We start from the raw sequence: 26,153 nt of genomic DNA, 5'->3' as shown, positions 1-26,153 counted from the left end.
TATGAGTAATAAAGAAATAGTAGAGAATAAAATCCCTTTATCTATAAGAAAACCAATTTTTCGTTGGAATATTATTCTAACTTTATTTACAATTTTCCAAATTTTTTGTTGGTTTTTAGCATTATTTTGGGTCGCCTCTGATACTGATCAAGGAAATGTTTATCGCATTATTTTTGTACATGTTCCAGTAGCTTGGTGCGCATTTTTTTGGGTTTTTACTAGTGCAATATTTGCTTTTTTAGTAATATTAAAACCAAAAAATGCAGTAATCTATGATAGAAGTAGTTACACTTCATTAGAATTAGGAACTCTTTTTTCTTTTTTAACCTTAATTTCAGGTAGCATTTGGGGGCGTCCAACTTGGGGAGTTTGGTGGGATTGGGATCCGCGTTTAACATCAAGTTTAGTTATGTTTCTTGTTTGTTGTGGTTATTTAATACTTAGGCATTTTACTCCGGATTTAAAAACGAAAAGAAATATGTCGGCTATTATAGCCATAATAAGTGCAGTAAATGTTCCTATTGTATATTATAGTGTTAATTTATGGAGATCTCTTCATCAACCCCAAACTTTTGTTGAAAAAACAAAAAATGCTTCAACTGATATTTCGCTTGTCCTTTTTTTAAATTTTATAGCTATGTTCTTTTTGAGTATTGCAATTTATAAAATTAGAAGACAAGCCGTTTCTGCAAAAGAAACTTTAGATGTTGCAAGAGGTGAATAATCATGGAATCAGAATACGGTAATTTAAGTTGGGAAATTTTTGTGTATTCAACTTTTGCAATTGTTGCTATTTGTTTAATACTCTACACATTTTTTTCGTTAAAAATCAGACGGCATTCAATTCATAACATGAATGAAGAAGGTTTTTTTGATAAAGCAAATGAAGAAAATAACTCATTTTATTCGAGTGAAGGAAATCATTGTGAAAATAAATAATGGACAAATCGCTGGACTTGTCATTGTATTAGGATCGCTAGGTCTGATTATTTATCAAGCTACAAGAAGCGAATCTACAGTAACATTTTATACCCCTGCTGAAGTTTATGCTAATCCTATTAAATTTGATGGGAAATTATTTCGTGTATCTGGTTTAGTTATGGCAGGCACTAAACAATGGAATGCTGAAAAAAGTGAACTTAATTTTAAAATGACGGATTTGGAAGGCCACAACTTTTTTGTACAATATAAAGGCATACCACCAGATCTTTTTAAAGAAGGTCAAGGAGTTGTAGTTGAAGGTCGATTGATAAATAACCCAGATATTAATCAAAAAGATAAATTAATTACAGCAAACTTATTGATGGTTAAACATAGTGAAGTTTATGATACAAAAAAAGATCATAAACAAATGAAAGAAGCTAAATTACTTGATAGTATTTTAAAAGACCAAAATATTCCTACTCAACAAACATCTGCTAGCAAATAAAAAGTATTGGGAGTTATATGCAAAAGAAAAAGATTAATCGAAATGCTATTTTTACAGCGGTATTTGGTATTTTATTATTCTTAGCACTAATGATTTATGCTTTAAAACAAGATCCCAATTATAATCCAAGTCAATTAGTTGGGGAAGTAGCACCTATAATTTCTGCCCCACTAACGACAGGCGGTTCATTTAATTCTGAGCAATATTTTCAAAAGAATAAATGGGTAATATTAAATTTCTGGTCCTCTTTTTGTTCCGTTTGTCGGGGTGAAGCTCCGGAAATGGAGTATTTTTATCAGTTGACACAACAAAAAAATGATAAATTTCCTTATTTTGTAAGTATAAATATTCAAGATAATACTGAAACCATCAAAGACTGGCAAAAAAATTATGGCCAATCTTTTCCTGTTGTGCAAGATTTAAAAGGATTAATATCTATTCAATATGGAGTAACTGGAACCCCCGAGACTTTTTTTATAGATCCGCAAGCAAAAGTTAGATATAGAGTAGCCGGTCAAATAAACAGAAATATTATTTTACAATTTATAGAATGGTTAGAAAAAAACCCAACAGCAAATCAAAATGAAACTACAAAAGCTTTTATATCTTTGAGAAGTAATAGTTAATATGACAATTCAATCTCCAGTATTTACAAAAATAAATGAATCTTTTACATGCAAAAATTGTAATTATTTAGTTCCCCTTTCCTCTAGCACATGTCGAGATCATTGTCCAAAATGTTTATTTAGTATTCATGTTGATAATAATCCTGGCGATAGAGCTGCTGAATGTCTTGGACTTTTAAAACCTGTAGCATGGTCTCAACACAAGAAAAAAGGTTACATGATTCATTATAAATGCCTTGTGTGTGGTTTAGAAAAAAGAAATAAATTTCTTGAAATAGATTCAAATATGCCAGATGATTTCTCAGCACTCTTAAAATTAAGCGCTATAACAAAGGTATAAACGTGAGAACAGTTAAAATAGAAAACATAAAAAGTTTTGTCGTAATTTCGGATGTCCATTTACGAGAACCGGGAGATCTAAATTCAAAATTCCTTCTTGAAACACTCGAAAAAATTAAACAAGAACATTTGGCGAAAAAAATAGATGCCATAATATTTCTTGGAGATATTTTTGATTTTATTACTGTCTCCAAGCACTTTTTTATTAAGCTTTGGATTAATATTTTCGATAAAATTAAAGAACTGAAAAATTTAGGAATGAAGACGATTTTTTTGGAAGGAAATCATGATTTTGGTTTTGAACATTTTCATTCTAAAAAATTGGATGAAATTTTTTCATATTATGGTGATTTTATCCTTGAATTTGATCATCCTGACCTAGGCAGAACTGTCATGCGCCATGGTGACAATTTAATTTGTCTTCCCTCATATCAAAAACCAAGAGCTTTTTTTAAATCTTATTTGTTTCAAAAAATTGCTAATCTTTTTGTACCCGGATTTTTAATGCATTTTATTTGTACAAATTACGCAAAAAGAAGTAGAAACAAAGGTGAAACATATAACGCGCTAACAGCTCCTTTTCTGAAAAATTGCCTAGAAGATTACTTTAAAAGCTACAAAGAAAACAATAAAACTGAAATAAACACTTTAGTTTTAGGACATATCCATGTTTATTTAAGTATCGTATTTCAAAAAGTACAATTGCTAGTTGGCCCAGATTGGTTCTCTAACCCAAATTACTTAATTTTTCATAACTCTAATGAAAATAGAAGAGTTTTTACAAAGAATGAAAATATCAAACAATTTGACATCTTCAAACCTTAATTAAATTGAGAAACCAATTTTATTAAATTAGTGTTATAGTATTCTCAATAGATGGAGAATTACTACATGCTAAAAATAAAAATGCCTACATTTTTCTTAATTTTTTTATTCTGCTTTCTAAAACAGAATACATTTGCTCAAGATAATTTTTTTAATTTATATACCGAAGACTATGCTCCTTATAATATGCCTAAAGATGATACCAATGGTGACAATGAAAATGAAATTGTAGGAAGCGCTACCGACATAATGAAAGAAATATTTAAACGAGCAAAAGTAAATTATAAAATGGAACTTCTTCCATGGGCAAGGGCGTATAATAATGCTTTAACAAAAAAAAATGCCGTTGTTTTTGCCGCTTCAAGAACAGAAGAACGAGAGAAGCAGTTTAAATGGGTTGGTCCAATTGGTGAAAATGATTGGGTGTTATTTTCATTAGCAAATCCTCATACAAAAATGCCATATATAAAAATAAAAGCCCTTGAAGATGCTAAAAACTATGTCATTGGAGCATATAAAGGTGATGCTACATCAAATTATCTACATAGTTTTAGTTACTTAAAAGTAGAAGATACTAATTTAGATATTAATAACGAAAAAAAGCTTCAAGCTGGTCGAATTGATTTGTGGGCTTCAGGAAAACAATTAGGAAATTGGTTTTTTAAAAAGAATAAAATTATAAATGTTGTGCCTGTTTTCACTTTAAAGACTTCAATATTATATGCCGCATTTAATAAAGAAACAGATGATAAAGTAATTGAAAAATTAAATGCCACCTTAAAAGATATGCAAAAAGATGGGACTTATGCAAAGATAATAAATAAATATGCAAATTAATATTACCTATCTAAAAGTTTATGTAAGAAATAGATTACCATTTTTTATAAAATTTAAGCTTAAAAATAAAAGTATTTTATTATTAATTAAAGAAAAGATTGCTGCGTTTAAATAACTCCACTTTTTTCAAAGACAGTATATAGCATTGAATTAAAGACACACCATACAATAAAAGAATAAAATGGCTTTTTAAAAAAATTTTTATTAAACAAAATAATTTTAATATTAATACTAGTTATAATTGATATTAAAAGCTGTTATATTGAGTAAATTTCAAAATAATATGATTTAATTAAATAATAATTAGATATTGGTTAGATAACCAATCTATTTATAAACTTAAAGATTAGAATAAATCAGAACGAAAATCTAAAGTGATAGATAATCAATAGAAATTTTTAATTAATGGAATAAAGATTTATAATGATATTTAGAGCAATAATAATTATTTAACATGAAGTTCATTTTCAGAGTTTATTCAGAAAAAGTTAAATATACTATTACGAAAAAGTAGTACTTATTATTTAATAAAAAATGTTAGATTAGTTAAAGAAAAGACAAGACTTTAGCATAAAAAAAAACCTAAAATTAATTGTAAATGGCTTGATCATTTACTATATGAAATAGCTACAATACAAAGTAAAAATTAAAATAAAGTTGTGGTATTTATTACAAAGATGAATCTCATTATGAGCAAATAATAATCCAATTTGGAATATGCTCAATAAAAGGTTAAAGACTGGAATATTTAAATCTATACAATTTTTTAAGAGTATGGATTTATGCGGCAATAAATCCTAATTAAACTTATTCTAAAAAACTTAATTCATTAAATATACAAATATTTTTCGAACAATTTTCTAAAACTAGGGATAAAAAAAATCTTGCTTTAATGATTCCTAATGGATCAGGGGCGTAATTAAATAATAAATTAATAATTCCTAAAAATTTAAAAGTTCATTTTTACCCTCATATACTCTATAATTAAAGCCAAATAGAACGCTTATGGATTTTTATAGAAAGAAATTACTTTAGTCTTAAAAGATATTAGCTAAATTATACAGTCAGAAGTTAAGGCATTGGATAAAATAAATAAAATATTTGTTAAATCAATTGTTTTTTAAGATGCAAGAACAATTAGGAAGGCATATAAGATCAATTTACTAAACTAAAATTGGTTATAAAAAATTCTAACATACTTACTCTAATTGAATTTAGTGTCATTCACAGCATCCAAAGTTCGATCAACAAATGGGCTGATTGTCCATTTTTCTTATGACTTACGATATGTAGTTTTAATTATATATTCTTTTTTAAAACACACTTTATCAAATTTTAATTAACTTAAACTTTATAATTTTTTTTAGTATAAAATTCTTTAGAAAAACATTTAATAGATTATTTTTAGAAAATTAAGTTGTTATTAATTTAATATAACTAGAGAAAATTTACACTATAAATATTCTCTAGTTATAATCACTATTTTTGACAAATAGCAATGGGGCCTCTTGGACAATTATGTCTACCAAAAAGTAAATTGTTAAAAATAAATACAGGTGTACCATTAACAGAAATAGAAATATTACTTTCTAAAGAAGCAATCATTTTATCACTAATATTTTTCATCAGAAAAACTCCTTAAAGATTTATTAAACAAGAGCTAGCTAGCTCTTGTTTAATAAATAAAAAAAAAAATAGTCAATAATTTTCTATAGCATATTTTTTAGATTTTTTATTGTAATAATAAAAATTTGTAGGAATAAATAATTTAATATTATTAAGTAGAATTTATAGCTATAATTCCGACCTAGTAAAAAAACAATATTTAAAATAAAATTAATCACTAAATTTTCAGAAACAGAATTTCTATAACTATAAGTTACTACTTACAATAAAAATTTTAAAATGGAATATAAAAAAACATAAAATAGAATACGATTAAAGAATTTAAGAATAGAATTTTTCTCTATTATTACAGCGATTAATAAAAATTTATGTATTTACATTAATTTATAAAAATAAATGGATATCAACAAAATTTAGATATTTTTAAAAATAATTTCATAAACAATGTTTCTTTATTTTGTTTACATTTAAAAAAATTTAAATTATAAAATGATTCGCTAGCTAGCGAATCATTTTATAATTTAAAGGAAAATCACAATGCAAAAAATAAATTCTCAATTAATTTCAAAACTAGAAAAAGAAATCAGCCCTACATCTACTGAAGAGAATGTTTGGGCAATTGGGGCTGCAAGATGGGCTCTTACATATAGACAATACGCTCATGAAGGATAAGTTAGTAGCGTATAAATAATAGGTTTAAATGCTTTTAATAATTTTAAAAGCATTTAAACTTTAAAAAAAATCTGTAATAAATTATCCTGTTGAATTTTATTCATAATTTTTACTAAAATTAAAAGGAAAGTTTTATGAAAAATATAGAACTAAAAATGATTGCAAGTTTAGAAAACGATGTCTCAATATCTAGCAATGGTACACCTGTATTCCACATATTTAAAACAATAGGTGATATAAAAAATTGCTATATTCTTGGCAGATGTAGGTAAAAAAATTTTAAAATATTTTCTAATGTTTATTTAGACAAAATATTTTTAATGTTTAAATATGTTTTATTCTTAAAATCTAATTATTAAAGTCAATTTTATAATTAGTAGTAATTTATAAAGCCCCTTTGGAGGGGATAATTTAGTTAAATATGTAATCATTTTCTGTTAGTAAATGATTACATATGCTAACTATGAGTTAAAATATTTATATAGATAGAACATGTACTTAAAGATGCATGCCGAAATTCTTCTGAAAACATGGATAAGCAAACTCTTTGTTGATCGGACTTTAAGATAAAAAAACCTTAGGCAAAATAATTGTAAAGGTGAATTAAAATGAATGGTTTAGTGGAATCTTAATTTAATTTGAATATTTTAATCTTTAAAAGGAATTTTAAGCGCATAGAAAAAAATTATTGAGAATGTTAAGTCTGAACAAAATCTTTTCATAAGAAAGAAAATTAAGAAACCTCTCACTAAGGATGTGTCTTAAGAATTTAAAAAATTGATTTTATATTTTTAAGACCATTGAAAATTCCAACAAGGTAGATTGTGAGAGTTTCTTAATCAGTAAACGAGGTAAATAAATTAAGACTAATTTTTAAAAAAATGTAGGAAGCACGTTGAGAAAAAAAATTTTAGGAAGATAAACGATGATAAGTTGGTTCTGCCAATCCATTTGTAGCTTTTTTGTTTTGAATAACAATTAACTGACAAATTGAAGCTACTTCTTCAATCCTCAAAATCATTTTCTTAATTATTTACAGGCACTTTTAATATTAAAAATTTGAATTAATTAAAGGACAGTATTAACAATAAAATATCTTTTAATTTATAAATTGAGGCAAATATGGAATGCAATAAAATTGAAGATATTCTTCAAAAATTTGATACAGATTGTTTTTTTTCAAATAAAAATAAAGAGTTAGTAATTGAAATTATAAATCAAGAAGCTATTAAAAAATTCTTAATATCAATGCTAAATAAAATTATAAAAAATCCCTTTTATAGCAGCGAAAACCATAAAGATAATGTTTTAACATTATACGCAGATGAAAAGATAATCGTTACTTTAAAATTGATGAAAAAAAATAATTATTCAAATGAAATTTTAAAGGATAAAGAAATATTAGATTCTCCAATGGATTTATTAATTTACTCATTTGGTAAAGGAAAAACAAAATTTAAAAAATTTAGTAAAAATATTCAACATAATAATAATGATTTATTTGAAAAAGATATTAAATTAAATTTTGATTCTTTTCTAGAAATTGAACCAGAAAATTTTATCGAAGTAAGACAGGGAATAGATTTAATAAAACTTATTGAAATTAGCGATGATGTGTTTCACATTTTTGTTTGCTCTAAAAAATCATTTGATTATTTAACTAGTTATGATTCTATTTCCCTCGAATCAAAGGATATCTTTTGTATTAACCAAAATTCATCTCGCATATCAATTTATCTTGATTTGTTAGCAAATTTAGGGGATTCAGCTTGTATTGAAACAATAGAAAAATTTAAAAATCACAAAAATCATTTTATTAGATGGGAAGTGGTTAAATCTATTCTACAAATTGACACAGAAAAAGGGATAGATTTACTAAATGAAGCTGTTAACGATCGTCATATTCATGTTAAAAATGCAGCATTAAATACTATAAGTAATTTAAAAAATAATTCAATTATATAAGGATGTTTATGAGTATAAAATTTGACATTAAAACTGAAAAATCGATTACATATGAAGATTTTTTAGAATTTATACAAACAAATAAATTAAATTTTTCAAATATTGAAAATCTAAAATCATGTTCAATTAAACTAAAAGAATTATATAATAACAGGAATTTCCTATCAAATTATATTATAAATGAACTAAAAAATTATAATAATATTCAGGAAAATAATAAATATACAGCACAAGTTATTATACTTACTTCAAATAAAGACTTTATGATTAGAGCTAATATTTGGAGTCCAAGCCCAAATAATTTGAGTGAAATAAAAATGAATGCCTATGACATTTATCATGACCATAATTTTGATTTATTAACGTTAGGGTATTTTGGGTCAGGATATGAAACTTACTTATATGATTATGATTACAATTCAATAAATGGATATAATAAAGAATATGTAAATATAAGATTTAAAGAAAAATATCAGCTTAAAGAAGGTCACATTCTCTTTCTTGAAAAATCAAGGGACATACACTTGCAATGCAAACCAAGAGATTTGTCTGTTTCTATTAACGTCATTCCAAGAAATATGGAAAATGAGAAAAATTCTCAGTTTGAATTTGATCTAAGTAATTCTTCAATTAAAAGAGTTTTAAACCATCAAACTGCTAATTCACTTATTGAAATCTGTAGCTACTTTAATGATGATAATATATTTGACTTAGTTCAAACAATTTCAAGAAAAAGCCCAATTCCAAATATTAGACTTCAATCTTTTAAAGCACTCATGAAAATGGATAAATCCAAAAGAAAAGAAGTATTAATTGACATTAAAAATGACAGTAATAAATTAATAAATTCATTTTTTTTAAGAGAAATTGAAATAAATCATGATAACTAATTTTATAAAAAACAAAAAAAATCTTTCTTTAATTACTGTTGGTATATCTTTAGGTATAATATCAGCTATATTAAATTCATCAATTATACCTATAATAAACAAAACTATTTTTAGCTCAGATATTAACTACACTTTAATTGTATTTGTATTTTTATTATGCATTTTATCAAAAATTATTTCACAAAAAATTATGGTAAAATTATCTGTATTAGCAATTGAAGATATAAGAGTTTGGTTTTCTAAAGTATTATATAAATCAAATGTTGAAGAAATTGAGAAAAAAGGGAATTCAAAATTATTAGTTAATTTTAAAGAAGATATATACAATATATCCGAAGGAATAAGCGCTATTCCTGAAGCAATAATAAGTTCTATCACTGTAATATCTTTATGCATATATATATTCATAATTAGCTATAAAATATTTTTTATTTCTATAATATCTCTTTTAATTATTTTTATTTTTATGCTTATAATTAATAAAATTTCAGAAAAATATTTAATCAAAGAAAGATCATCAAATATTCAATTATATTCAAATATTGAAAGTTATATCAAATCTATAAAAATGTTAAAAATGTCGAGACAAAAAAAGGAATATTTTAATGAAAAAATATTCTACAAATTATTCACAGAAATAAGTTCTCTAACAAAAAAAACAAACAATTTTATTTTCTTTTCGCAAGCAGTATCTGAAATATATATAATGATATTAATTATTATAGTTATTATTGTTAGTAAATCTATTTTCAATCACTCTTTAGAAGTAATTACTGGATCTATATTTTGTATTATATATATTACAGGAACAATTTCTAATTTTAGTAATATTTTGCAAACTATTTTAAGGTCAAAAGTAAGTTCAAAAAACTTAATTGATACTTCACAAGAATTAGGTTTAGATGGAATTAAATATAACTTAATTGATTCAACTAAACATATATCTGAAATAAAGCTAGAAAATATTTGTCATAAATTTAAAGAATCAGAATTCAATATAGGCCCAATAAATTATCAATTTATTTCAGGAAATATTTACTATATTGTAGGAGGTAATGGCTCAGGAAAGACAACAATAAGTAAAATAATTAGCTTACTTTATAAGCCAACTGAAGGAACTATTTTAATTAATAATGAAATTGTAAATGAAGATAATACGTTTTATTTTAGAAATCACATTTGTCTAGTTGAAATTGAATGTAATATTATTAATAGATTAGATTTATATATTAATACTTCAGAGAAGAAAGAAAAATTCAATAAATTACTTAAAGTTTTTAAATTAGATGAAAAAATAGAAATAAAATCTAATATAATTAATAATTTAAGTTATTTGTCTTCAGGACAAAAGAAAAGGTTATATTTAACATTATCCATACTAGACGATGATAAGTCTGTATATATTTTTGATGAATGGGCTGCTGAGCAAGATCCTATATTTAAAGAGTATTTTTATTCAGATATTTTATCTTACCTTAAGAAAAAAAATAAGATTATTATAATAATAACTCACGATGATCAATACTTCAAATTAGCAGATAATACATTAAAGATAAACTATGGAAAAATTGAACATGTTAAATAAATTAGTAATGATTTTAATTATACTTACAACTTATGCATGTGGAAAGACATCTGATAACGGTCTAACAGCAACTAGCAAAGAATTCATAGTTAATGGTAAAGAAATCAATGTTAACACGTCAGTAGAAATTGAAAAAATCATTTATAGATCAGTTGTACCAATTGTAGTTATCAAAAATAATGAATATAAACTTTGTACTGGTACTATAGTGAGTGATAAATACATATTAACAGCATCACATTGCTTGTTAAAAATGAATGAAATTTCTTTCAATAATAATAATTCGATTAATTCAATTCCAACTGTAACAAATGATGAAATATTTGTAATATTAAACAATAAAGTAGACATAAATAATTTTAAAATAAATCACTATAAATATGCAGAGGTAGAAAATTTCTTTGTGAATGAAAAATCAATGCTTGCTTTTTTTGAAGTTGATTCACCTACTCATGATTTAGCAAAATTAAAAAAATCAATTTATGACTTAGCTATAATAAAGTTAAAACATAAAATAGACTATGATAGAAAGACTCATGTCAATTTAATACCAATTAATAATGGTTACAAATTGAATACAAATAAAAATATATATATTGCTGGTTTTGGTTCTAGCTATCACGATGCTAAAGACATTAATTCTACGAAAGGGAACCTAAGAATTGCCAATAGCAAAATTACAGAATTAGATAAGGTAAGAAAATTTTTCAAAATTAAAGGAAAACCTTTTAGGAGTATATATCATCCATATCAATTGTACTCAGGAACATGCTATGGGGACTCAGGCGGCCCGGCATTTACATTACATAAAAATAATTTATATTTAGTAGGAGTCTTATATGGAGCTGTTCCAAATAAAAGTAATTACTTATGCGGGACGGAATACGGTTCTTATTACATGTCATTAACTGATCTGGAGATATCAAAATGGATTCATGATATTATAGGAAACTAATATGAAAGCTAAGATTACTTGTAAGGCTTCTATCTTAATTTTTTCCTTTCCAATATTATTAACAATTATTTCTATAGTAGTACCCTATTCGAAATTTATTCATCTATTTGTTTCATTAGAGTGTTTTATTTATGCATTTTATATTTTCCACAAATCTAAAGTAATTATTTATAAAAAATATAATTTAATTAGCAACACTAACCTATCAATTTTATTACCAAAATTAACAAAATATCATAGAAGTAAGATAATAAAAATTAAAAATTGTAAAATATATTTTAAATATTTTTTCATAAAAATTATTAAAATATATTTAGAAGACAAAAAATATATAATTATTTCAAAACTAAGATTTGTAAAAGGTTTTAATAAATAAAAATTTATTTATTAAAACCTTTATTGCAAATATAATTACTTGATCCTGACCACATTTGAAGATTTCACTATTATCAATAGAAAGGTGAACAAATGTACAAATTAAAGAAAACAAGAAAGAGGTTTGGATACTAAGAAAAACGTTTAATTTTGAAAGTATATTTTAACTCTAAATATAATTTATCTTAAATATTAAGTAAATATCAGGCTTATCCAATTACTTTGTATAACTGGAAAATGAGATTTTCTTCATAATTTATATTGTAGATGATTTATTAAATACAACCATATATTTAGAAAAAATACTATAGAAAATGAAAGAATAAAGAAACGTAATAAGAATCTTGAAAAATCTGTATACAATTTAACTTAGATAATTTTATCTCTAATGAGGAAATAGAAATTATGAAAAAAACAAAAAGATAATATGTTATAGTAAATATGCCATATCAAAATTATCGTTTTCAAAGATATTTTATAAACTATTACTAATTTTCTTTTAAGAATAAGTAAAATAATTTATATAGAGACAATATTGTAATTAGGATTCCTTCGCATTTTACTAATATAATCAAAATGAGCTCATAATCTTTCACGTAAAACAGCTATACAATTTCTAGAATTTGAATGTTTATTTTCTAAACTTTCAATCATTATTTGTTCTAATTTTTTTATTAAATATTCTTTGTAATATTAGAAAATAAATTATGCACAATCTTTTTTAATAAAAAGTTATATTTTTAATGTAATAAATTAGTTTATTATTTTTTAGATGTTTGTAAAGATATATACAAATAAAAAGATACTATTTATTCCTATATTTACAATTATCTAAAAAATATTATTACAACAAGTATTTCAAAATAAAATGTTATATTGTCGAACTATTTATAGTAATGTGCATATATTTATTAAGTATAATTATTGAAATTTTTTTTAAAATAAATTACTATTTTAATGCTAGCTAGCTTTTTGTTAACTTTTTATTTTGGAAAATTATATGAAATATATTCGAGAAAATGATATTGCAAAGATTGATAATGAAGTTTCTATTCAATGTAATGGCACTCCCGTTTTTATAATTTGGGAGCCAACACGTCCTTTTGAAAGACCTCGGAGGCCGAGGCTACCATTCCCTTTTTAATAATATCTGAAAATATACTCTTTTGATATATTAGGACATATTTTATTAATAATATGTCCTAATATTATTTGCTATAAAAAATTTTATTTTTGTGTTAAAGAAATAATTTAGTAAATAACTAATCTTTTAAAAAAATGTATGAAATTGATTTAAAGAATAAATATTTAAAATATGAAAAAGTATATACTTTTAAAAAAATTAAAATAATAAAACAAATAATATTTATTTAATTTTATATTACTAATTATTCTGTTCGACAATTTTTAAGTAATGAGAGTTGATTAATTTGCTCGGATCTTTCCTAATATAGTTTAGAATATCAGTTGTTGAATCTTTATTCATTTCCAATAAAGTTTTGAAACAGGATAATCTTATGTAATCATATGGATTTTTTACTGATATTGTTTTAATCACTTCAAATAAATTTTCACTTGGAAAAAAACTTGATAATTCAATAAGAAATTTTGAACTTTGGTTATTTAGTATTCTTTTTATTGATGAGTCATTGATATCAAATTCAAACTGCGAACTTTTTTTATTAGAAAATTCATTCATTATAATGTTTATTGAAACAGACATTTCTGAAGGATAGCATTGCAAATGTATGTCTTTAGATTTTTCAAGGAAAAGAATTTCTCCTTCTTTAAGTGTATATTTTTCTTTAAAATTTATATTTACTTTTTCTCCGATATATCCATATGTTTTTTCTGCATCATATTCAAATAAAATAGTTTCATAACCTGGACCAAAATAACCTAATGTAAGTAGATCAAAATTATGATCATGATAGTTATCATATGCATACAGTTTCTTTTCTTCTAAATTATTTGCGTATGGAAGCCAAATATTAGCTCGAATAGTATATTTTTTGTTACTTTCAATTATAATAACTTGAGAAGTATAATTATTAGAGGATTGTATATTATTATGATTTTTTAGTTCTTCAATCAATATATCTGCTAAAAAATTTCTATTGTTATAAAGCTCTGTAAGTTTTAAAGCGCAAGAATTTAAATCTTCCCTGTTTGAATATGAAATATTTGTACTGTCTAGATAATTTTTAAGTTGATCAATTGTAATTGATTTATCAGTACTATAATTAAATTTTATTGACATAAAATATCCTAAATTATTGAATTTATTTTTAATTCATTAAGTGTTTTAATTGCGGCTTTTTGTATTTGATAATTTTTGTCACTCAATGACTTATTCAATAATAAAAGTCCTCTTTCTTTATCTAATTGAAGAATAGATTTAACAACTTCCCATCTTATATGATAATCACTATGTTCTTTTAAATTTTCTATTACCTCAATAGAGTTTATAGAATTCATTTTAGTTAGTAATTTTATAAATAAAAATATTCTTGATGGAGAATTATTGCTAGAAAAAATATTTTTTGGAACTAATGTTTCTGCATCATAATTCCAGTAGTATTTCATTGATAAATTAGATTTGACTACTAATTGAAAAACATTATCACTTATATCAATGATTTTTATAACATCTGAACCTTTTCTTAGCTCAAAAAAAGTATTTGGAATTAATAACTCAGATGAATTATATTCTAATTTTAGATTTGTACTAAATTCTTCGTTATCATAATTTTTATTAGTATTAAACCGTTCAATTCGAATTTTTCCTTCACCTATATTATAGACTAAAGCATCTGATGCAATATCATTCAATTCTTTCCTTTCTAAATATTCGATCATATATGATTTTTCTATCATTCTAAAAAAAACTGTTATTTTTTTATCGGAATAAATAGTATAAGAATTACTATTATATTCATCATTAAATTCATTTGGATAGTTAGAAATATTTTCTAAATTTTTATAAATAAATTTGTTAATAAAGTTATTTTCATAAATGTTTGTAATTAAATTTTTATTGTATTCACAAAAAAAATTTTCTGATTTAAAGTCTTTAAATTCTTTAAAATATATAGCCATTAATCCCCCTTTTTTAGTGATAGCAAAATTATTGTATATTAATAAAAAAATTAATTTTATTTTTAAAATTTATGCCATTAAAAAGTTGAGAAAAGAACTTTTAGTATTGAAGAAGCAGCTTCAATATGTTAGCTAATTGTTATTCAAACCGACATAAAAAAAGCTACCAATTGATTACCAAAACCAACTTATTACGTTACCGAAATTTTTTTCTTCAATGTTCTTCCTACAAATTTTTTAACATTATACTCAATTCATATACCTCTTTTACTGATAAAGAAATTCTCACAATTTACATTTTTGGAATTTTCAATGATCTGAAAAATATAAAATCAATTTTTAAATTTTTAAGAAACTTCTTTAGTGAAAAGTTTCTTAATTTTCTTTCTTATGAAAAGATTTTGTTCAGACTTAATATTCTCAATAATTTTTTTTCTATGCGCTTAAAATTCCTTTTAAAGATTAAAATGTTCAAATTAAATTAAGATACAACTAAACCATTCATTTTAATTCACCTTTACCAATTATTTTGCCTAAGGTTTTTGTAACTTAAAGTCCGTTCAATAAAGAGCTTGCTTATCCATGTTTTCAGAAGAATTTCGGCATGCATCTTTAAGTACTATTTCTATATAAAGATTTTACTCATAGTTAGCATATACAATCACTTACTAATAGAAAATGATTATATTTGCTAACTAAATTATCACCTTCAAAGGATGTTTTATAAATTACTATTAATCATAAATTTACTTTGCTAATTAGATTTTAAGAATAAAACATATTTAAATATTAAAAATATTTTGTCTAAATAAACACTATAAAATTTTTTAATGTTTTTATTTTCAAGGGCGACGATAATCAATAGGGTTCGTTCCTTTTCTAATCATTGTTACAATATAATTTCCTCTTGTAAGGCCTGTGAGAAAAACGGGGGTACCATTGCTAGATATTGAGACATTGTTTTCTAAATTTGCAATCATTTTTTTTTCTACAACTTTCATAAAACTTTCCTTGTATTGTTTTAAAAATCGTGAATAAAATATAACAGGATAATTTATTACTGACTTTTTTTAATATAATTGTAAAATTTAAATGCTTTTAAAATTATTAAAAGCATTTAAACCTATTATTTATACGCTACTAACTTATCCTTCATGAGCGTATTGTTTATATGTAAGAGCCCATTTTGCAGCTCTAAATGCCCAAACATTCTCTTCAGTAGATGCAGGGCTGATTTCTTTTTCTAGTTTTGAAATTAATTGAGAATTTATTTTTTGCATTGTGATTTTCCTTTAAAATAAATTATAAAACGATTTGCTAGCTAGCGAATCGTTTTATAATTTAAATTTTTTTAAATGTAAACAAAATAAAGAAACATTGTTTATGAATTTATTTTAAAAAATATCTAAATTTTGTTGATATCCATTTATTTTTTTAAATTGATGTAAATACATAAATTTTTATTACTCGCTATTGTGATAGATAAAAATTCTATTATTAAATTCTTTAATTGCATTCTATTTTATGTTTTTTAAAATGCCATTTTAAAAATTTTATTGTAGGTAATAGTTTACAGTTTTAAAATTATGTTTCTTAAAATTTAATGGTTAATTTTATTTTAAATATTGTTTTTAATATGACTGAATTACAACTCTACATTCTACTTAAAAATATTAAATTATTAATATTTATTTATTCCTATAAATTTTTATTATTGCATCAAAAAATCTAAAAAATATTCTATAGAAACGTATTGACTATTTTTTTTTTTTTATTTATTAAAACAAGAGCTAGCTAGCTCTTGTTTTAATAAATATTTAAGGAGTTTTTTTGATGAAAAGTGTTAGTGAAAAAATGATTGCTTCTTTAGAAAATAATATTTCTATTTCTATTAATGGTACACCTGTATTTTTAAGTAGACCTATTTTTAGACCAAGACCACCTATCCCTATTTGTTTTTAATATGAATTACACCGTGAAAATATTTACAGTTTAAATATTTTCACGGTGTATAAATTAATACCATTTTGAGTATCCATAAAGTAATCTATTTAATTTTTTTCTCATAAATATATTACTAAAAAATTAATAATTTATGCAATTTAAAATTTGATTAAATATATTTATAAAAAGAATATTTAATCAAAAATGTATGTATAATTTCTACCTAAAACATACACAATCATCATCTCCTTTATAGATCGGGTTTTGAAAATTATTTGAACAACGCTAAATTCAATTAACTAGCTAAATTGAGTTTCGATTAATTGCCAAATTGCTCAAGCATATTTAAAATATACTTTCTTTTCGTATGAAAGAGTTTATTTTTCTTTATGAAAGTTTAATTTGCGTATGTATTTTAGAATTTTTTCTATAAAATTTTTGTTTAGTAAATTGATCAAAGTACCTTCGTTAAATAAATAGTTCTGAATAATTTAAATTTAATAGATGATTTTTAACGGCTAGTGAATCTTGTTTTGCAGTCCAGCTTATTTTCATTGAGACATGAAAAATACCCATAACACATGAACTAACTGAATATGTATATCAAGAAAAAATAAAGTAAAGGGGAAATATTATCTTTAAGGTTATAAAATTTGGATGAAACCGTTTGGCAAATACTAGAAGAAGAGATTATGAAAGCTAAAAAGATCCCTGGCACCAAATTCTTTATTGGACTATACCAAGAAATTTATAGATTAGAAACAAAAGAATAATCAATTCTCAAATGCTACAAAAAAAAGACCTCAAATGAAAATTATCTCTAATGTTTTGAAATAAGTAGGAAAAAAAGTTACAATTAGTCCCTGCTCAAGAGAATTAGTTACTTCTGTTAATTATTTTTAAAAACTATAAAAGACTCACAAAATTTACCGAAAATATTGATTATTCAATTGATAATAATTATAAAGAAAGATAATTAAAAAGTCATGTTATAGGAAGAAAAAATTGATGTGGAACTTAATCAAAGCAGAGTGCAAAAACCACATCGATTAAGTTTACCTTTGTAAAATTTTCTAAATTTAATTGAATAAATCCTAGAAAATATTTTTCAATACTTATTGAGCATATAAATACTGATAAAAACATTTTTACCAACAGAAAATTTAATAATTTAGACTACGGATAAAGAATTTGCAAATTAATGAAATAATTGATTATAAATTTTAATAAAAATGTGTTACTACATTGACGTCTACTCGGTAATCAGTAAAGATAAGATCCTCTACAAGGAATTGATTCGAATTTATGAAAAAAATTTCATTCTACCAAGTGGTCGTGGATAAAAAAGATGTAATATTAGTTGGATCAATTGCAAGTTGAAAGAATTTCTTCTGAACTAGTCTAGCCAAATAAGCTTGCAGAAATAATTTTAAGTAAAGACAATACAGAACTAAATCTTTTTTATCTTAACTTCTTTTCCGTTCTACAAATGATGAAAGTATTAAACTCTTTTTTTCAAATTTAGAAAAATATGAGATTCTTATTATATATGATTGGGCTTTGCAATCTGAGACTTGAATTATTCAACCAAGTTCTTACCAGCAATTCTTCATGAATTTTTATCGGTCTATTTCACCGAAATTTCCCTTTAAATTAAGCTTACTATGCATTAATATACTTGAATTAATATTTTCCTTTTCTTTCATTGAATTTCTCCTAAAGTTCAAGAAGCATTTTTACTAGATATTTTATTTACAATTTCTATAATGCGCAATCCTTTATTAAGCACTGCTATTTCCGAGTCTTTTAAATTTTGAAATTGGCAAGATATTGTTTTTCCTAAATTTGTAGCTCTTTTTATTTCTGCTCTCAATTTTAATTTATCGTCTTTGTCTATTCCAAACATTCTTACAGGCATTTCAAACGTAACAGAGCAACCAACTTTAAATCCTCTTTTAATATTATCAACCTCTAAATTTAAGCTAACTCCACCAGCAGAAATATTGTTAATTGTTCCCATGACCGGATTAGAGTCATCTTCTGAATAAATTTCCACGATGGCTTTGCTGATAAATCTAGGACTGCTTCTATTTTCAGCAGAAGACTCCGTCATATGTTAAGGCTCCAAAGTAATTCTGGTTACCCACTTTTTTCGGAATGAAAAATGCTTTTGTTAGCACCCATCGATATTATTTTTGACTGCAAAAACTTCTCCTTCTGTCAAAAGTAATTATTTCATTAAAAAAGCGATAACTTTAAAATAAAGAAGAATTCTCAACATGAATACTGAAGTCTTTTTTTAAGATTGAACAAAATTGAGGTCTTAAATGGAATTATCAAGCATTATTGGCCCAATTCTAGGATTAATAGCTGTTATAGGAACTGCAATCATAAAAGGCTTACAAGTCCCAATGCTCTGGGGGGGATCTGCTGCCATGATCGTGGGCATGGGATCTCTTGCAGCAGTGATGACGGCCTATCCTTTAAAAGATGTGATTTTCTCGTTCAAATCACTTGGCTTATTTTTAAGTGGACCCAAAATGGATACAGAAGGAACTATTTCGACTATTGAAAGACTTGCTCAATTAGCTAGAAAAGATGGGGTTTTAGCTTTAGAAAAAGAAATCGATAAATTAGACGATCATTTCATGAAAAAGGGCATAGAAATGGTATCGATGAATACAGATGCCATTGTCATTGAAAATAACCTACTTGCTGAAATCGACATGATATATGAAGAAGAAGAAATTGCCGCAAAATTTTGGGAAGATATGGGTGCATTTGCCCCTACAATCGGAATCATGGGCGCCGTTTTAGGTCTGATGGTGGTGATGTTAAACTTAGACAACCCACCTGAGATTGGACCAGGTATTAAAACTGCCTTTATCGCCACGCTGTATGGTGTGGGACTAGCTAACCTCTTTGCATTACCAGCCGGAAAAAAAATAAAAAGAATGTGTCATCATAAAAAGGTTTATCGCGAAATGATTGCTATTGGCATTGTAGGAATTGCTCAAGGTACAGCTCCAAAAGTTTTAGTTGAACGTCTACATGGGATGGCTCATTAATGCCGAAAAAAAAGAAATGCCCCGAATTTGAAAACCATGAACGTTGGCTGGTTGCCTTTGCGGATATGATGACCTTGTTATTTGCGCTATTTGTGGTTTTGTATGCAATAGCAGTGGTAAATACTTCAAAAGTGAAACAAGTCACAGAATCAATGCAAGTAGCCTTTGGGATAAAAGAAGAAGTTCCAAAAGAAGAGGGGAATATTCCGAAAGGTCCTCAATCTGTCGAAAGTATTTTTCGCTACATTAAAGGAAATACCAGTAGAGAACAAATATTACAGCGATTATTGAGAGAAAGGGCTGCCATTATAGCTGCTCAAGCAAGGCAAGTTGAACAGAAACTTGCTGAAAGATTGTATGGTTCAAAGCAATTCCCTGATAGTGAGAAAAAACCTCAAGATAGGGTTATTTATGTAGCTAGAGACCCTGATGGTATAAGAATTACTTTGCTTTCTAGAGTCTTATTTAATCCTGGAGAGTATGTTTTAAAATCAGACACTAAGGAAATGTTAAAAGGAGTTGCTGATATCTTGAAAGGATTGAATCGTTTGATTAGAGTTGAAGGGCATACCGACAATATCCCTTTTGAACGAAATGGAATGACAAATTGGGAGCTGAGTTGTTTACGCGCGACATCGGTGACCAAATTTTTTATTGATACTGGATACTTTGCTAAGGGTAGCGTCTATCCCGCAGGATTTGGCGACACTAGACCTATCGCTATCAACGATACTCCTGAAAACAGAGCCTTAAATAGGCGAGTTGATTTAAAAATATTGTATGACAAACCTGATGATTATATCCCTCCCGATGAACAGCTTGGTAATGATGAAAAAGCTGAAAAAGAATAATATTTGAATAACTTAAAAAGTAAGTTATATAATTATCAATCAAGGAAAGTGTATTTTTGTTAATACAATCCACTTAAATGCTAATGCGGCTCCTTGTATTAATGATTCAAGTTATTTCAATTTTTTATGGAGATATCAATGAAAGAATACCAGACTACTCTGAGCTGTGGGATTTTATTTAATAAAAACATAAATATACAAACGAAAACAGTGTTTACAATTGTAAGTTCTTTATTTCTTTTTCAGGGCTGCATGACTTCTTCACGACAAGATCAAATACAAGCGTCAGTCACTCAATTGCAGGGACAAGTCTTTCAATTACAAGAACAAGTAAACAAACGTGACCAACAAATTACCAACACAACTCAAACAGCGCTTTCTTCAAAAAGTGAAGTGGAAAGTCTTCAAACTCAGTTACAACTCACTCAAGGGATAGTTGATGAATTAAAAATCAAAATTAAAAGAATTGAAGAAAATGCTGGTTCTTTACCTTCAGAAGGCGGAGTTGTTTCTTTAAATAACTCCCCAGATAACTTAACAACTATTCAACGCCAAATTGCGCGATTAGAAATCGCTGCCAGCTCGAAAGTTGCTGTTAATAGAAAAGGGAAACTACCAACAAAAATTAAATCGCAAGCAGATCTAACAAAAAGTTTAAAATCCACTTTTGAACAAGGAAATTTTAAGCAAACTATAGAAACTAGCAACTCAGTTTTATCTGCAGCAGATGCGAATGATGGTATGATTCAAGTAGCCTTAGAGTATCGCGCTGAAGCAAAATTTAAGTCACAAGATTTTAAAGGTGCCGCAATAGATTTTAGCAATTATGTCGAAATGTTTCCTATGTCCGCAAAATATCAAAGAGCTTTATTACTTGCCGGTGATAGTTTTGTTTACTTAAAAAACAATTATATCGCTAAATCTTATTATCAAGAATGTGCTAAAAGTTTTTCTAATACACCTGAAGGAAAAGCAGCTGCAGGAAGGCTAGCTAGCCTTCCATCCGCATCCACAACAAATAATGCAGGCCAATAATATTTTATGAATGAAATAATACTTGCTGTTGAAAGTTCGTGTGATGAAACTGCTATCTCTATAATAGAAATCATCAATAGCGAAAAAAAATCAGAAGCTGTTCGTATCCTCGCACATGAAGTGGAATCACAGCATGCTAGCCATGGGCCTTTTGGTGGAGTTGTTCCTGAAATTGCAGCTAGAGATCATCTAGCTAAAATTTATGATATAGCAAATACTGCATTAAAAAAAGCAGATTTAAAATCTGATCAATTAACTAAAATTGCTGTGACAATGGGACCTGGGCTTATCGGAGCTTTAATGGTTGGAGTTCTATTTGCCAGGGGTTTAGCCACAGCCTTAAATATCCCTTTAATAGCAGTAAATCATGTTGACGCTCATTTAGCACCGGCTTTGCTGCTTCCAAATTTTTCTCCCAAAACAGATTTAAAGAAATTACTAAATCTTCGAACCCCTACATTTCCCGCCATTGCGCTTACCGTTAGTGGTGGACATTGCCATTTAAGTTATTTATCAGATATCAAAACAAAAAAAATATTAGGCACTACTTTGGACGATGCTTGCGGAGAGGCTTTTGATAAAGTAGCAAAACTTTTAGGATTAGAATATCCTGGTGGCCCAGAAATAGAAAAATTAGCCTTAGTTGCAGAACAAAATGGCTTTTCTGATAATTATCAATTTCCATTTAAACTTTCTGATAAAGAAAATATTTATCAATTTTCTTATAGCGGTATAAAAACAGCAGTGATGGAGATAATAAGAAAAGAAACTGGAATTAAAAAAGGAAAAATTACCGGAAAAGATTTGCCGTTTGAAACTAAACAACAAATTGCGTATTCATTTCAAATTGCAGCCCTAAAACAACTGCATGACAGAGTTGCAAATACTTTAAAAAACTATCCAGATGTTAAAAGCATTTTTATTGCTGGCGGTGTGGCGCAAAATAAAAAATTCCGTGAGTTATTTAGCAATTTTCAACAAGAAGTAGTTTTTGCTTCTCCTGCACTATGCTCAGATAATGCAACAATGATTGCTCTGCAAACTATTATAGAAGCAAATATTGATGGATTTCAAAATCAACCATTTCCAAAATACGTAACAAAATAAAGTCACAAATTATATTTTGTTATTTTCTAAATAATTGATCAATATTACTCATTGTAGGATTAAATACTTTATAAGAATCGACTGAGTCATACAGTCCTGCAATATCTGTATAAATTGTATATAATCCAGGAAATATTTCTTGATCAGATAAACCTAAAAGATATCCTTGTGAAGTAAGACTTTTAGATGCTTGTGGATAACGATAATCACTACCGTGTTGATTCATACATTTCTGTTGTAGAACTTTCACATATTCAATATCTTGATCTATTTTTAAATAGCTTGCATAAAAATGGACGATTTCCTTGGTAATTCTTTTTTCGCTAATTTCACCTGATATTTTTTCTATTTTCAAAATATTTCCCGGTTCATGCAACCATTTCCAATCTCCTTGGTTATTAGAACAGTAAACATTAAAATCCTTTGCTTGAGCATATTGGGTAATAAAAATTGCGCTAAATACTAAGAATATTTTTTTCATAACATTTCCTCTATATTTTATTTGTCATTCTTAATTTTAAAGAGATAAATTTTTGTAGATTAGTTTTTTTTAGATGTTCATTTATTTCTAAAAATAGGTTATAAATTTTCAGGTTTAATATTAAAAAATATACCCAGATAAAAATCAATTCATTATTTGGGTATATCGATATTATTTATTAATAACCACAAGTATAAATTGGTAATGATCTATCTTTTGAATAAACCTCAGCAGTGTAATTAGCTTTGTTTAAAACAATTTTTAATCCTAATTGTTCTGAAGTTAATTCAGCTTTATAAGCACTTTGCTTGGAAACTTCCAAAGTAAACTCTGTAATTACCGCTCCAGGATAAACACCTTGTTTCGTAAAATATCCGCCTCGAACATTATATTCAGGAGCCAATGCTTGAGTTAAAATAATCAAACCGTAATCAACTCCAACCATGTGATTTGTAGGAACGCATTTAACTAGTTGAGCAGAAATACCACCAGGAACTCCGCCCCCAGGCGGAATTAAAGTTTGCCCCATAGCGACTGAAGAAAGTCCAAGTAAAGAGACAATTGTCAATATTTTTTTCATGCTTTAACCTTTCAAATTAATATTTACTTTATTACTGTTTACTAGTTAATTAATTTAAAATTTTATAAATGTCAAATTTTTTATCTTAAATTTTATATGAAATTATTCATAATAAACAACAATAAATCTAATAAATTAAATATTTTTTTTAATAAATTTTAAATAAAATAACATTAATTTTTAAATACATTTTTTTTAAATTTATGCAATTTTATTTTGAAAGGAAGTTTTTTAAGTAAAAAATAGAAATGCATTAAGAAGTTATTTCTTAATGCTAAATAATATAAAATTTCTTATAATATTTTTATTTATCTTTAATACAAACCTAGTGGTTTTGGATTATAGCTCACAAGAATATTTTTTGTATGTTGATAATGTTCCAGCATCATTTTATGATTTTCACGCCCAATTCCCGATTGCTTATACCCCCCAAATGCTGCATGGGCTGGGTATAAATGATAACAGTTTGTCCAAACTCTTCCTGCTTTTATATCACGCCCTAAGGAAAAGGCGTGATTTAAATTTCGAGTCCAAACACCAGCTCCAAGTCCATAGTTTGTTTCATTAGCTAAATGCAGGGCTTCATCAATATTTTTAAATGTTGCCACAGAAACAACAGGGCCAAATATTTCTTCTTGAAATATTCGCATACTATTTTCGCCTTTAAATACTGTAGGTTCTATATAGTATCCATTATCTAAAGCATTTTGAAATCTTTGTCTTTGGCCTCCATATAGCAATTTTGCTCCTTCATTTTTTCCAATATCAATATAACTCAGTATTCTTTCCATTTGATCTTTAGAAACTTGAGCCCCCAGCATTGTTGAAGGATCTAAAGGATTTCCTTGTTTTATATTTTTTATTCTCTCTATAACTTTATCCATAAAAGGCTCATATATTGATTCTTGAATAAAGGCTCTGGATGGGCAAGTACAAACCTCACCCTGATTAAAAGCAAACATGATGAAACCTTCAACAGCCTTATCAAGAAAATCATCTTGTTTTTCCATAACATCTGCAAAGAAAATATTTGGAGATTTGCCTCCTAATTCTAAAGTAGCAGGTATTAAATTTTTTGAAGCATATTGAAGAATTAATTTTCCAGTAGAGGTTTCACCTGTAAAAGCAATTTTATTAATTCTTGAACTTTCAGCTAAAGGTTTTCCTGCTTCTAAACCAAAACCATTGATAATGTTTAAAACACCTGGAGGAAGTAAGTCCTGAATGAGTTCTAACCAAACAAAAACAGAAGCAGGAGTTTGCTCGGCAGGTTTTAAAATAACACAATTTCCAGCAGCTAAAGCTGGCGCAACTTTCCATGTTGCCATTAATAAAGGGAAATTCCATGGAATTATTTGACCAACAACACCTAGTGGCTCATAAATATGATAGGCAAAGGTCTCATGATCTAGTTGTCCGACACTACCTTCTTGCGCTCTAATGCAACTTGCAAAATAGCGAAAGTGATCAATTGCTAATGGAATGTCGGCCAGTTTTGTTTCTCTAATAGGTTTTCCATTATCAAGAGTTTCGGCAGTTGCTAATAAATTTAAATTAGCTTCCATTCTATCTGCAATTCTAAGTAGTATATTAGCTCTTTCTGTTGAAGATGTTTTTGCCCAATTTTCTTTTGCATTGTTAGCTGCATCAATAGCTAATTCTACATCTTCAGCTGTTGATCTTGCTATTTCATTAATTATTTCTCCATAAATAGGACAAATATTACCAAAATAATCCCCCTTTAATGGAGCAACCCATTTTCCACCAATAAAATTGTCGTATTTACTTCTAAAAGGATTTTTGACGTCATACTTCGCTAATTCTTGATTTATCATAGAAACCTCCTTTATTAACTTCACAACAA

At 26.2% G+C, this 26,153-nt stretch carries 27 protein-coding genes; 18 read left to right on the top strand and 9 right to left on the bottom strand.

Translation table 11 applies throughout. From position 1 onward, the window contains the following. The first annotated feature begins 1 nt into the window (after position 1). From ccsA to QEJ31_RS08895, 7 genes are all read left to right on the top strand, one after another. Positions 2 to 724 carry a cytochrome c biogenesis protein CcsA gene (gene ccsA / locus QEJ31_RS08925; protein WP_280589459.1) on the top strand — a complete coding sequence of 241 codons (723 nt, stop codon included), beginning with the start codon at positions 2 to 4 and terminating at the stop codon, positions 722 to 724. 2 nt (positions 725 to 726) lie between these two features. Beyond that, the gene (locus tag QEJ31_RS08920) at positions 727 to 939 is read left to right on the top strand and encodes a hypothetical protein (RefSeq protein ID WP_280589458.1); all 213 of its coding nucleotides are present in this window, start codon (positions 727 to 729) and stop codon (positions 937 to 939) included. Further along, on the top strand, positions 926 to 1,429 hold the full coding sequence (locus QEJ31_RS08915; protein ID WP_280589456.1) for a cytochrome c maturation protein CcmE: 504 nt from the start codon (positions 926 to 928) through the stop codon (positions 1,427 to 1,429). Before QEJ31_RS08920 ends, QEJ31_RS08915 begins: the two co-directional genes overlap by 14 nt. A gap of 17 nt (positions 1,430 to 1,446) precedes the next feature. Next, on the top strand, positions 1,447 to 2,055 hold the full coding sequence (locus QEJ31_RS08910; RefSeq protein ID WP_280589454.1) for a TlpA disulfide reductase family protein: 609 nt from the start codon (positions 1,447 to 1,449) through the stop codon (positions 2,053 to 2,055). Between the two features lies 1 nt (position 2,056). Continuing rightward, entirely contained in the window at positions 2,057 to 2,395 is a 339-nt protein-coding gene (locus tag QEJ31_RS08905) for an RNHCP domain-containing protein (RefSeq protein ID WP_280589452.1), read from the top strand. A gap of 2 nt (positions 2,396 to 2,397) precedes the next feature. After that, entirely contained in the window at positions 2,398 to 3,219 is an 822-nt protein-coding gene (locus tag QEJ31_RS08900) for a metallophosphoesterase (protein WP_280589450.1), read from the top strand. A gap of 66 nt (positions 3,220 to 3,285) precedes the next feature. Next, positions 3,286 to 4,056 carry a transporter substrate-binding domain-containing protein gene (locus QEJ31_RS08895; RefSeq protein WP_280589449.1) on the top strand — a complete coding sequence of 257 codons (771 nt, stop codon included), beginning with the start codon at positions 3,286 to 3,288 and terminating at the stop codon, positions 4,054 to 4,056. Between the two features lie 1,479 nt (positions 4,057 to 5,535). On the opposite strand, the gene QEJ31_RS08890 is transcribed toward QEJ31_RS08895, so the two are convergent. Continuing rightward, positions 5,536 to 5,682 carry a hypothetical protein gene (locus tag QEJ31_RS08890; RefSeq protein ID WP_280589448.1) on the bottom strand — a complete coding sequence of 49 codons (147 nt, stop codon included), beginning with the start codon at positions 5,680 to 5,682 and terminating at the stop codon, positions 5,536 to 5,538. A 537-nt stretch (positions 5,683 to 6,219) separates the two neighbouring features. Here QEJ31_RS08890 and QEJ31_RS08885 point away from each other — a divergent pair. From QEJ31_RS08885 to QEJ31_RS08860, 6 genes are all read left to right on the top strand, one after another. Continuing rightward, a complete protein-coding gene (locus QEJ31_RS08885; protein WP_280589446.1) occupies positions 6,220 to 6,354 on the top strand; it encodes a hypothetical protein in 135 nt (44 codons plus the stop codon). A 1,122-nt stretch (positions 6,355 to 7,476) separates the two neighbouring features. Then, positions 7,477 to 8,319, top strand: a complete 843-nt coding sequence (locus tag QEJ31_RS08880) for a HEAT repeat domain-containing protein (RefSeq protein ID WP_280589443.1) — start codon at positions 7,477 to 7,479, stop codon at positions 8,317 to 8,319. A gap of 8 nt (positions 8,320 to 8,327) precedes the next feature. Continuing rightward, complete coding sequence (locus QEJ31_RS08875) at positions 8,328 to 9,209, top strand: hypothetical protein (RefSeq protein ID WP_280589441.1); 882 nt, start codon at positions 8,328 to 8,330, stop codon at positions 9,207 to 9,209. Next, positions 9,199 to 10,794, top strand: coding sequence for an ATP-binding cassette domain-containing protein (locus tag QEJ31_RS08870; RefSeq protein ID WP_280589439.1), 1,596 nt, complete (start codon positions 9,199 to 9,201; stop codon positions 10,792 to 10,794). The genes QEJ31_RS08875 and QEJ31_RS08870 overlap by 11 nt, the downstream gene beginning before the upstream one ends. Next, positions 10,784 to 11,749, top strand: a complete 966-nt coding sequence (locus QEJ31_RS08865) for a trypsin-like serine protease (protein ID WP_280589436.1) — start codon at positions 10,784 to 10,786, stop codon at positions 11,747 to 11,749. Before QEJ31_RS08870 ends, QEJ31_RS08865 begins: the two co-directional genes overlap by 11 nt. 1,375 nt (positions 11,750 to 13,124) lie before the next feature. Continuing rightward, positions 13,125 to 13,268, top strand: coding sequence for a hypothetical protein (locus QEJ31_RS08860; protein ID WP_280589435.1), 144 nt, complete (start codon positions 13,125 to 13,127; stop codon positions 13,266 to 13,268). A gap of 240 nt (positions 13,269 to 13,508) precedes the next feature. On the opposite strand, the gene QEJ31_RS08855 is transcribed toward QEJ31_RS08860, so the two are convergent. The 4 genes from QEJ31_RS08855 to QEJ31_RS08840 all read right to left on the bottom strand — a co-directional run bounded on the left by QEJ31_RS08855 (position 13,509) and on the right by QEJ31_RS08840 (position 16,503). Continuing rightward, positions 13,509 to 14,384 (bottom strand): hypothetical protein, encoded by an 876-nt coding sequence (locus tag QEJ31_RS08855; protein WP_280589434.1) that lies wholly within the window; start codon positions 14,382 to 14,384, stop codon positions 13,509 to 13,511. A gap of 8 nt (positions 14,385 to 14,392) precedes the next feature. Next, a complete protein-coding gene (locus QEJ31_RS08850; RefSeq protein WP_280589433.1) occupies positions 14,393 to 15,223 on the bottom strand; it encodes a HEAT repeat domain-containing protein in 831 nt (276 codons plus the stop codon). Between the two features lie 842 nt (positions 15,224 to 16,065). Then, on the bottom strand, positions 16,066 to 16,224 hold the full coding sequence (locus QEJ31_RS08845; RefSeq protein WP_280589432.1) for a hypothetical protein: 159 nt from the start codon (positions 16,222 to 16,224) through the stop codon (positions 16,066 to 16,068). Between the two features lie 144 nt (positions 16,225 to 16,368). Next, a complete protein-coding gene (locus QEJ31_RS08840) occupies positions 16,369 to 16,503 on the bottom strand; it encodes a hypothetical protein (protein ID WP_280589431.1) in 135 nt (44 codons plus the stop codon). Between the two features lie 553 nt (positions 16,504 to 17,056). Between QEJ31_RS08840 and QEJ31_RS08835 the strand changes: the two genes are divergently transcribed. After that, complete coding sequence (locus tag QEJ31_RS08835; RefSeq protein ID WP_280589430.1) at positions 17,057 to 17,185, top strand: hypothetical protein; 129 nt, start codon at positions 17,057 to 17,059, stop codon at positions 17,183 to 17,185. A 1,705-nt stretch (positions 17,186 to 18,890) separates the two neighbouring features. Here the strand turns inward: QEJ31_RS08835 and QEJ31_RS08830 are convergent. Continuing rightward, positions 18,891 to 19,280, bottom strand: a complete 390-nt coding sequence (locus tag QEJ31_RS08830) for a PilZ domain-containing protein (protein ID WP_280589428.1) — start codon at positions 19,278 to 19,280, stop codon at positions 18,891 to 18,893. A 214-nt stretch (positions 19,281 to 19,494) separates the two neighbouring features. Between QEJ31_RS08830 and QEJ31_RS08825 the strand changes: the two genes are divergently transcribed. From QEJ31_RS08825 to tsaD, 4 genes are all read left to right on the top strand, one after another. Then, complete coding sequence (locus tag QEJ31_RS08825; RefSeq protein ID WP_280589426.1) at positions 19,495 to 20,235, top strand: MotA/TolQ/ExbB proton channel family protein; 741 nt, start codon at positions 19,495 to 19,497, stop codon at positions 20,233 to 20,235. Next, positions 20,235 to 21,086, top strand: a complete 852-nt coding sequence (locus QEJ31_RS08820) for a flagellar motor protein MotB (RefSeq protein WP_280589425.1) — start codon at positions 20,235 to 20,237, stop codon at positions 21,084 to 21,086. The genes QEJ31_RS08825 and QEJ31_RS08820 overlap by 1 nt, the downstream gene beginning before the upstream one ends. 138 nt (positions 21,087 to 21,224) lie before the next feature. Further along, on the top strand, positions 21,225 to 22,121 hold the full coding sequence (locus QEJ31_RS08815; RefSeq protein ID WP_280589424.1) for a hypothetical protein: 897 nt from the start codon (positions 21,225 to 21,227) through the stop codon (positions 22,119 to 22,121). Between the two features lie 6 nt (positions 22,122 to 22,127). Beyond that, on the top strand, positions 22,128 to 23,228 hold the full coding sequence (gene tsaD, locus QEJ31_RS08810) for a tRNA (adenosine(37)-N6)-threonylcarbamoyltransferase complex transferase subunit TsaD (protein WP_280589423.1): 1,101 nt from the start codon (positions 22,128 to 22,130) through the stop codon (positions 23,226 to 23,228). A 19-nt stretch (positions 23,229 to 23,247) separates the two neighbouring features. On the opposite strand, the gene QEJ31_RS08805 is transcribed toward tsaD, so the two are convergent. The 3 genes from QEJ31_RS08805 to QEJ31_RS08795 all read right to left on the bottom strand — a co-directional run bounded on the left by QEJ31_RS08805 (position 23,248) and on the right by QEJ31_RS08795 (position 26,124). After that, positions 23,248 to 23,709 (bottom strand): hypothetical protein, encoded by a 462-nt coding sequence (locus tag QEJ31_RS08805; RefSeq protein WP_280589422.1) that lies wholly within the window; start codon positions 23,707 to 23,709, stop codon positions 23,248 to 23,250. Between the two features lie 178 nt (positions 23,710 to 23,887). Next, the gene (locus QEJ31_RS08800) at positions 23,888 to 24,289 is read right to left on the bottom strand and encodes a hypothetical protein (protein ID WP_280589420.1); all 402 of its coding nucleotides are present in this window, start codon (positions 24,287 to 24,289) and stop codon (positions 23,888 to 23,890) included. Positions 24,290 to 24,603: 314 nt separating this feature from the next. Continuing rightward, positions 24,604 to 26,124: an aldehyde dehydrogenase family protein gene (locus QEJ31_RS08795; RefSeq protein ID WP_280589419.1), complete on the bottom strand. Its 1,521-nt coding sequence runs from the start codon at positions 26,122 to 26,124 to the stop codon at positions 24,604 to 24,606. Positions 26,125 to 26,153 lie beyond the last annotated feature (29 nt).

It is taken from the genome of Pigmentibacter sp. JX0631 (assembly GCF_029873255.1).
GTDB lineage: Bacteria > Bdellovibrionota_B > Oligoflexia > Silvanigrellales > Silvanigrellaceae > Silvanigrella.
The sequence above is the reverse complement of the archived record's forward strand: the minus strand, read 5'-3'. Positions and strand labels throughout refer to the sequence as shown.

What these genes read in the sequence shown, in the direction of transcription:
- QEJ31_RS08835 (WP_280589430.1), top strand. Translation starts at nt 17,057, where the DNA reads ATGAAAAGTGTTAGTGAAAAAATGATTGCTTCTTTAGAAAATAATATT.
- ccsA (WP_280589459.1), top strand. Translation starts at nt 2, where the DNA reads ATGAGTAATAAAGAAATAGTAGAGAATAAAATCCCTTTATCTATAAGA.
- QEJ31_RS08905 (WP_280589452.1), top strand. Translation starts at nt 2,057, where the DNA reads ATGACAATTCAATCTCCAGTATTTACAAAAATAAATGAATCTTTTACA.
- QEJ31_RS08880 (WP_280589443.1), top strand. Translation starts at nt 7,477, where the DNA reads ATGGAATGCAATAAAATTGAAGATATTCTTCAAAAATTTGATACAGAT.
- QEJ31_RS08795 (WP_280589419.1), bottom strand. Translation starts at nt 26,124, where the DNA reads ATGATAAATCAAGAATTAGCGAAGTATGACGTCAAAAATCCTTTTAGA.
- QEJ31_RS08910 (WP_280589454.1), top strand. Translation starts at nt 1,447, where the DNA reads ATGCAAAAGAAAAAGATTAATCGAAATGCTATTTTTACAGCGGTATTT.
- QEJ31_RS08865 (WP_280589436.1), top strand. Translation starts at nt 10,784, where the DNA reads ATGTTAAATAAATTAGTAATGATTTTAATTATACTTACAACTTATGCA.
- QEJ31_RS08825 (WP_280589426.1), top strand. Translation starts at nt 19,495, where the DNA reads ATGGAATTATCAAGCATTATTGGCCCAATTCTAGGATTAATAGCTGTT.
- QEJ31_RS08870 (WP_280589439.1), top strand. Translation starts at nt 9,199, where the DNA reads ATGATAACTAATTTTATAAAAAACAAAAAAAATCTTTCTTTAATTACT.
- QEJ31_RS08850 (WP_280589433.1), bottom strand. Translation starts at nt 15,223, where the DNA reads ATGGCTATATATTTTAAAGAATTTAAAGACTTTAAATCAGAAAATTTT.
- QEJ31_RS08920 (WP_280589458.1), top strand. Translation starts at nt 727, where the DNA reads ATGGAATCAGAATACGGTAATTTAAGTTGGGAAATTTTTGTGTATTCA.
- QEJ31_RS08855 (WP_280589434.1), bottom strand. Translation starts at nt 14,384, where the DNA reads ATGTCAATAAAATTTAATTATAGTACTGATAAATCAATTACAATTGAT.
- QEJ31_RS08885 (WP_280589446.1), top strand. Translation starts at nt 6,220, where the DNA reads ATGCAAAAAATAAATTCTCAATTAATTTCAAAACTAGAAAAAGAAATC.
- tsaD (WP_280589423.1), top strand. Translation starts at nt 22,128, where the DNA reads ATGAATGAAATAATACTTGCTGTTGAAAGTTCGTGTGATGAAACTGCT.
- QEJ31_RS08875 (WP_280589441.1), top strand. Translation starts at nt 8,328, where the DNA reads ATGAGTATAAAATTTGACATTAAAACTGAAAAATCGATTACATATGAA.
- QEJ31_RS08830 (WP_280589428.1), bottom strand. Translation starts at nt 19,280, where the DNA reads ATGACGGAGTCTTCTGCTGAAAATAGAAGCAGTCCTAGATTTATCAGC.
- QEJ31_RS08800 (WP_280589420.1), bottom strand. Translation starts at nt 24,289, where the DNA reads ATGAAAAAAATATTGACAATTGTCTCTTTACTTGGACTTTCTTCAGTC.
- QEJ31_RS08890 (WP_280589448.1), bottom strand. Translation starts at nt 5,682, where the DNA reads ATGAAAAATATTAGTGATAAAATGATTGCTTCTTTAGAAAGTAATATT.
- QEJ31_RS08895 (WP_280589449.1), top strand. Translation starts at nt 3,286, where the DNA reads ATGCTAAAAATAAAAATGCCTACATTTTTCTTAATTTTTTTATTCTGC.
- QEJ31_RS08820 (WP_280589425.1), top strand. Translation starts at nt 20,235, where the DNA reads ATGCCGAAAAAAAAGAAATGCCCCGAATTTGAAAACCATGAACGTTGG.
- QEJ31_RS08815 (WP_280589424.1), top strand. Translation starts at nt 21,225, where the DNA reads ATGAAAGAATACCAGACTACTCTGAGCTGTGGGATTTTATTTAATAAA.
- QEJ31_RS08805 (WP_280589422.1), bottom strand. Translation starts at nt 23,709, where the DNA reads ATGAAAAAAATATTCTTAGTATTTAGCGCAATTTTTATTACCCAATAT.
- QEJ31_RS08860 (WP_280589435.1), top strand. Translation starts at nt 13,125, where the DNA reads ATGAAATATATTCGAGAAAATGATATTGCAAAGATTGATAATGAAGTT.
- QEJ31_RS08845 (WP_280589432.1), bottom strand. Translation starts at nt 16,224, where the DNA reads ATGAAAGTTGTAGAAAAAAAAATGATTGCAAATTTAGAAAACAATGTC.
- QEJ31_RS08840 (WP_280589431.1), bottom strand. Translation starts at nt 16,503, where the DNA reads ATGCAAAAAATAAATTCTCAATTAATTTCAAAACTAGAAAAAGAAATC.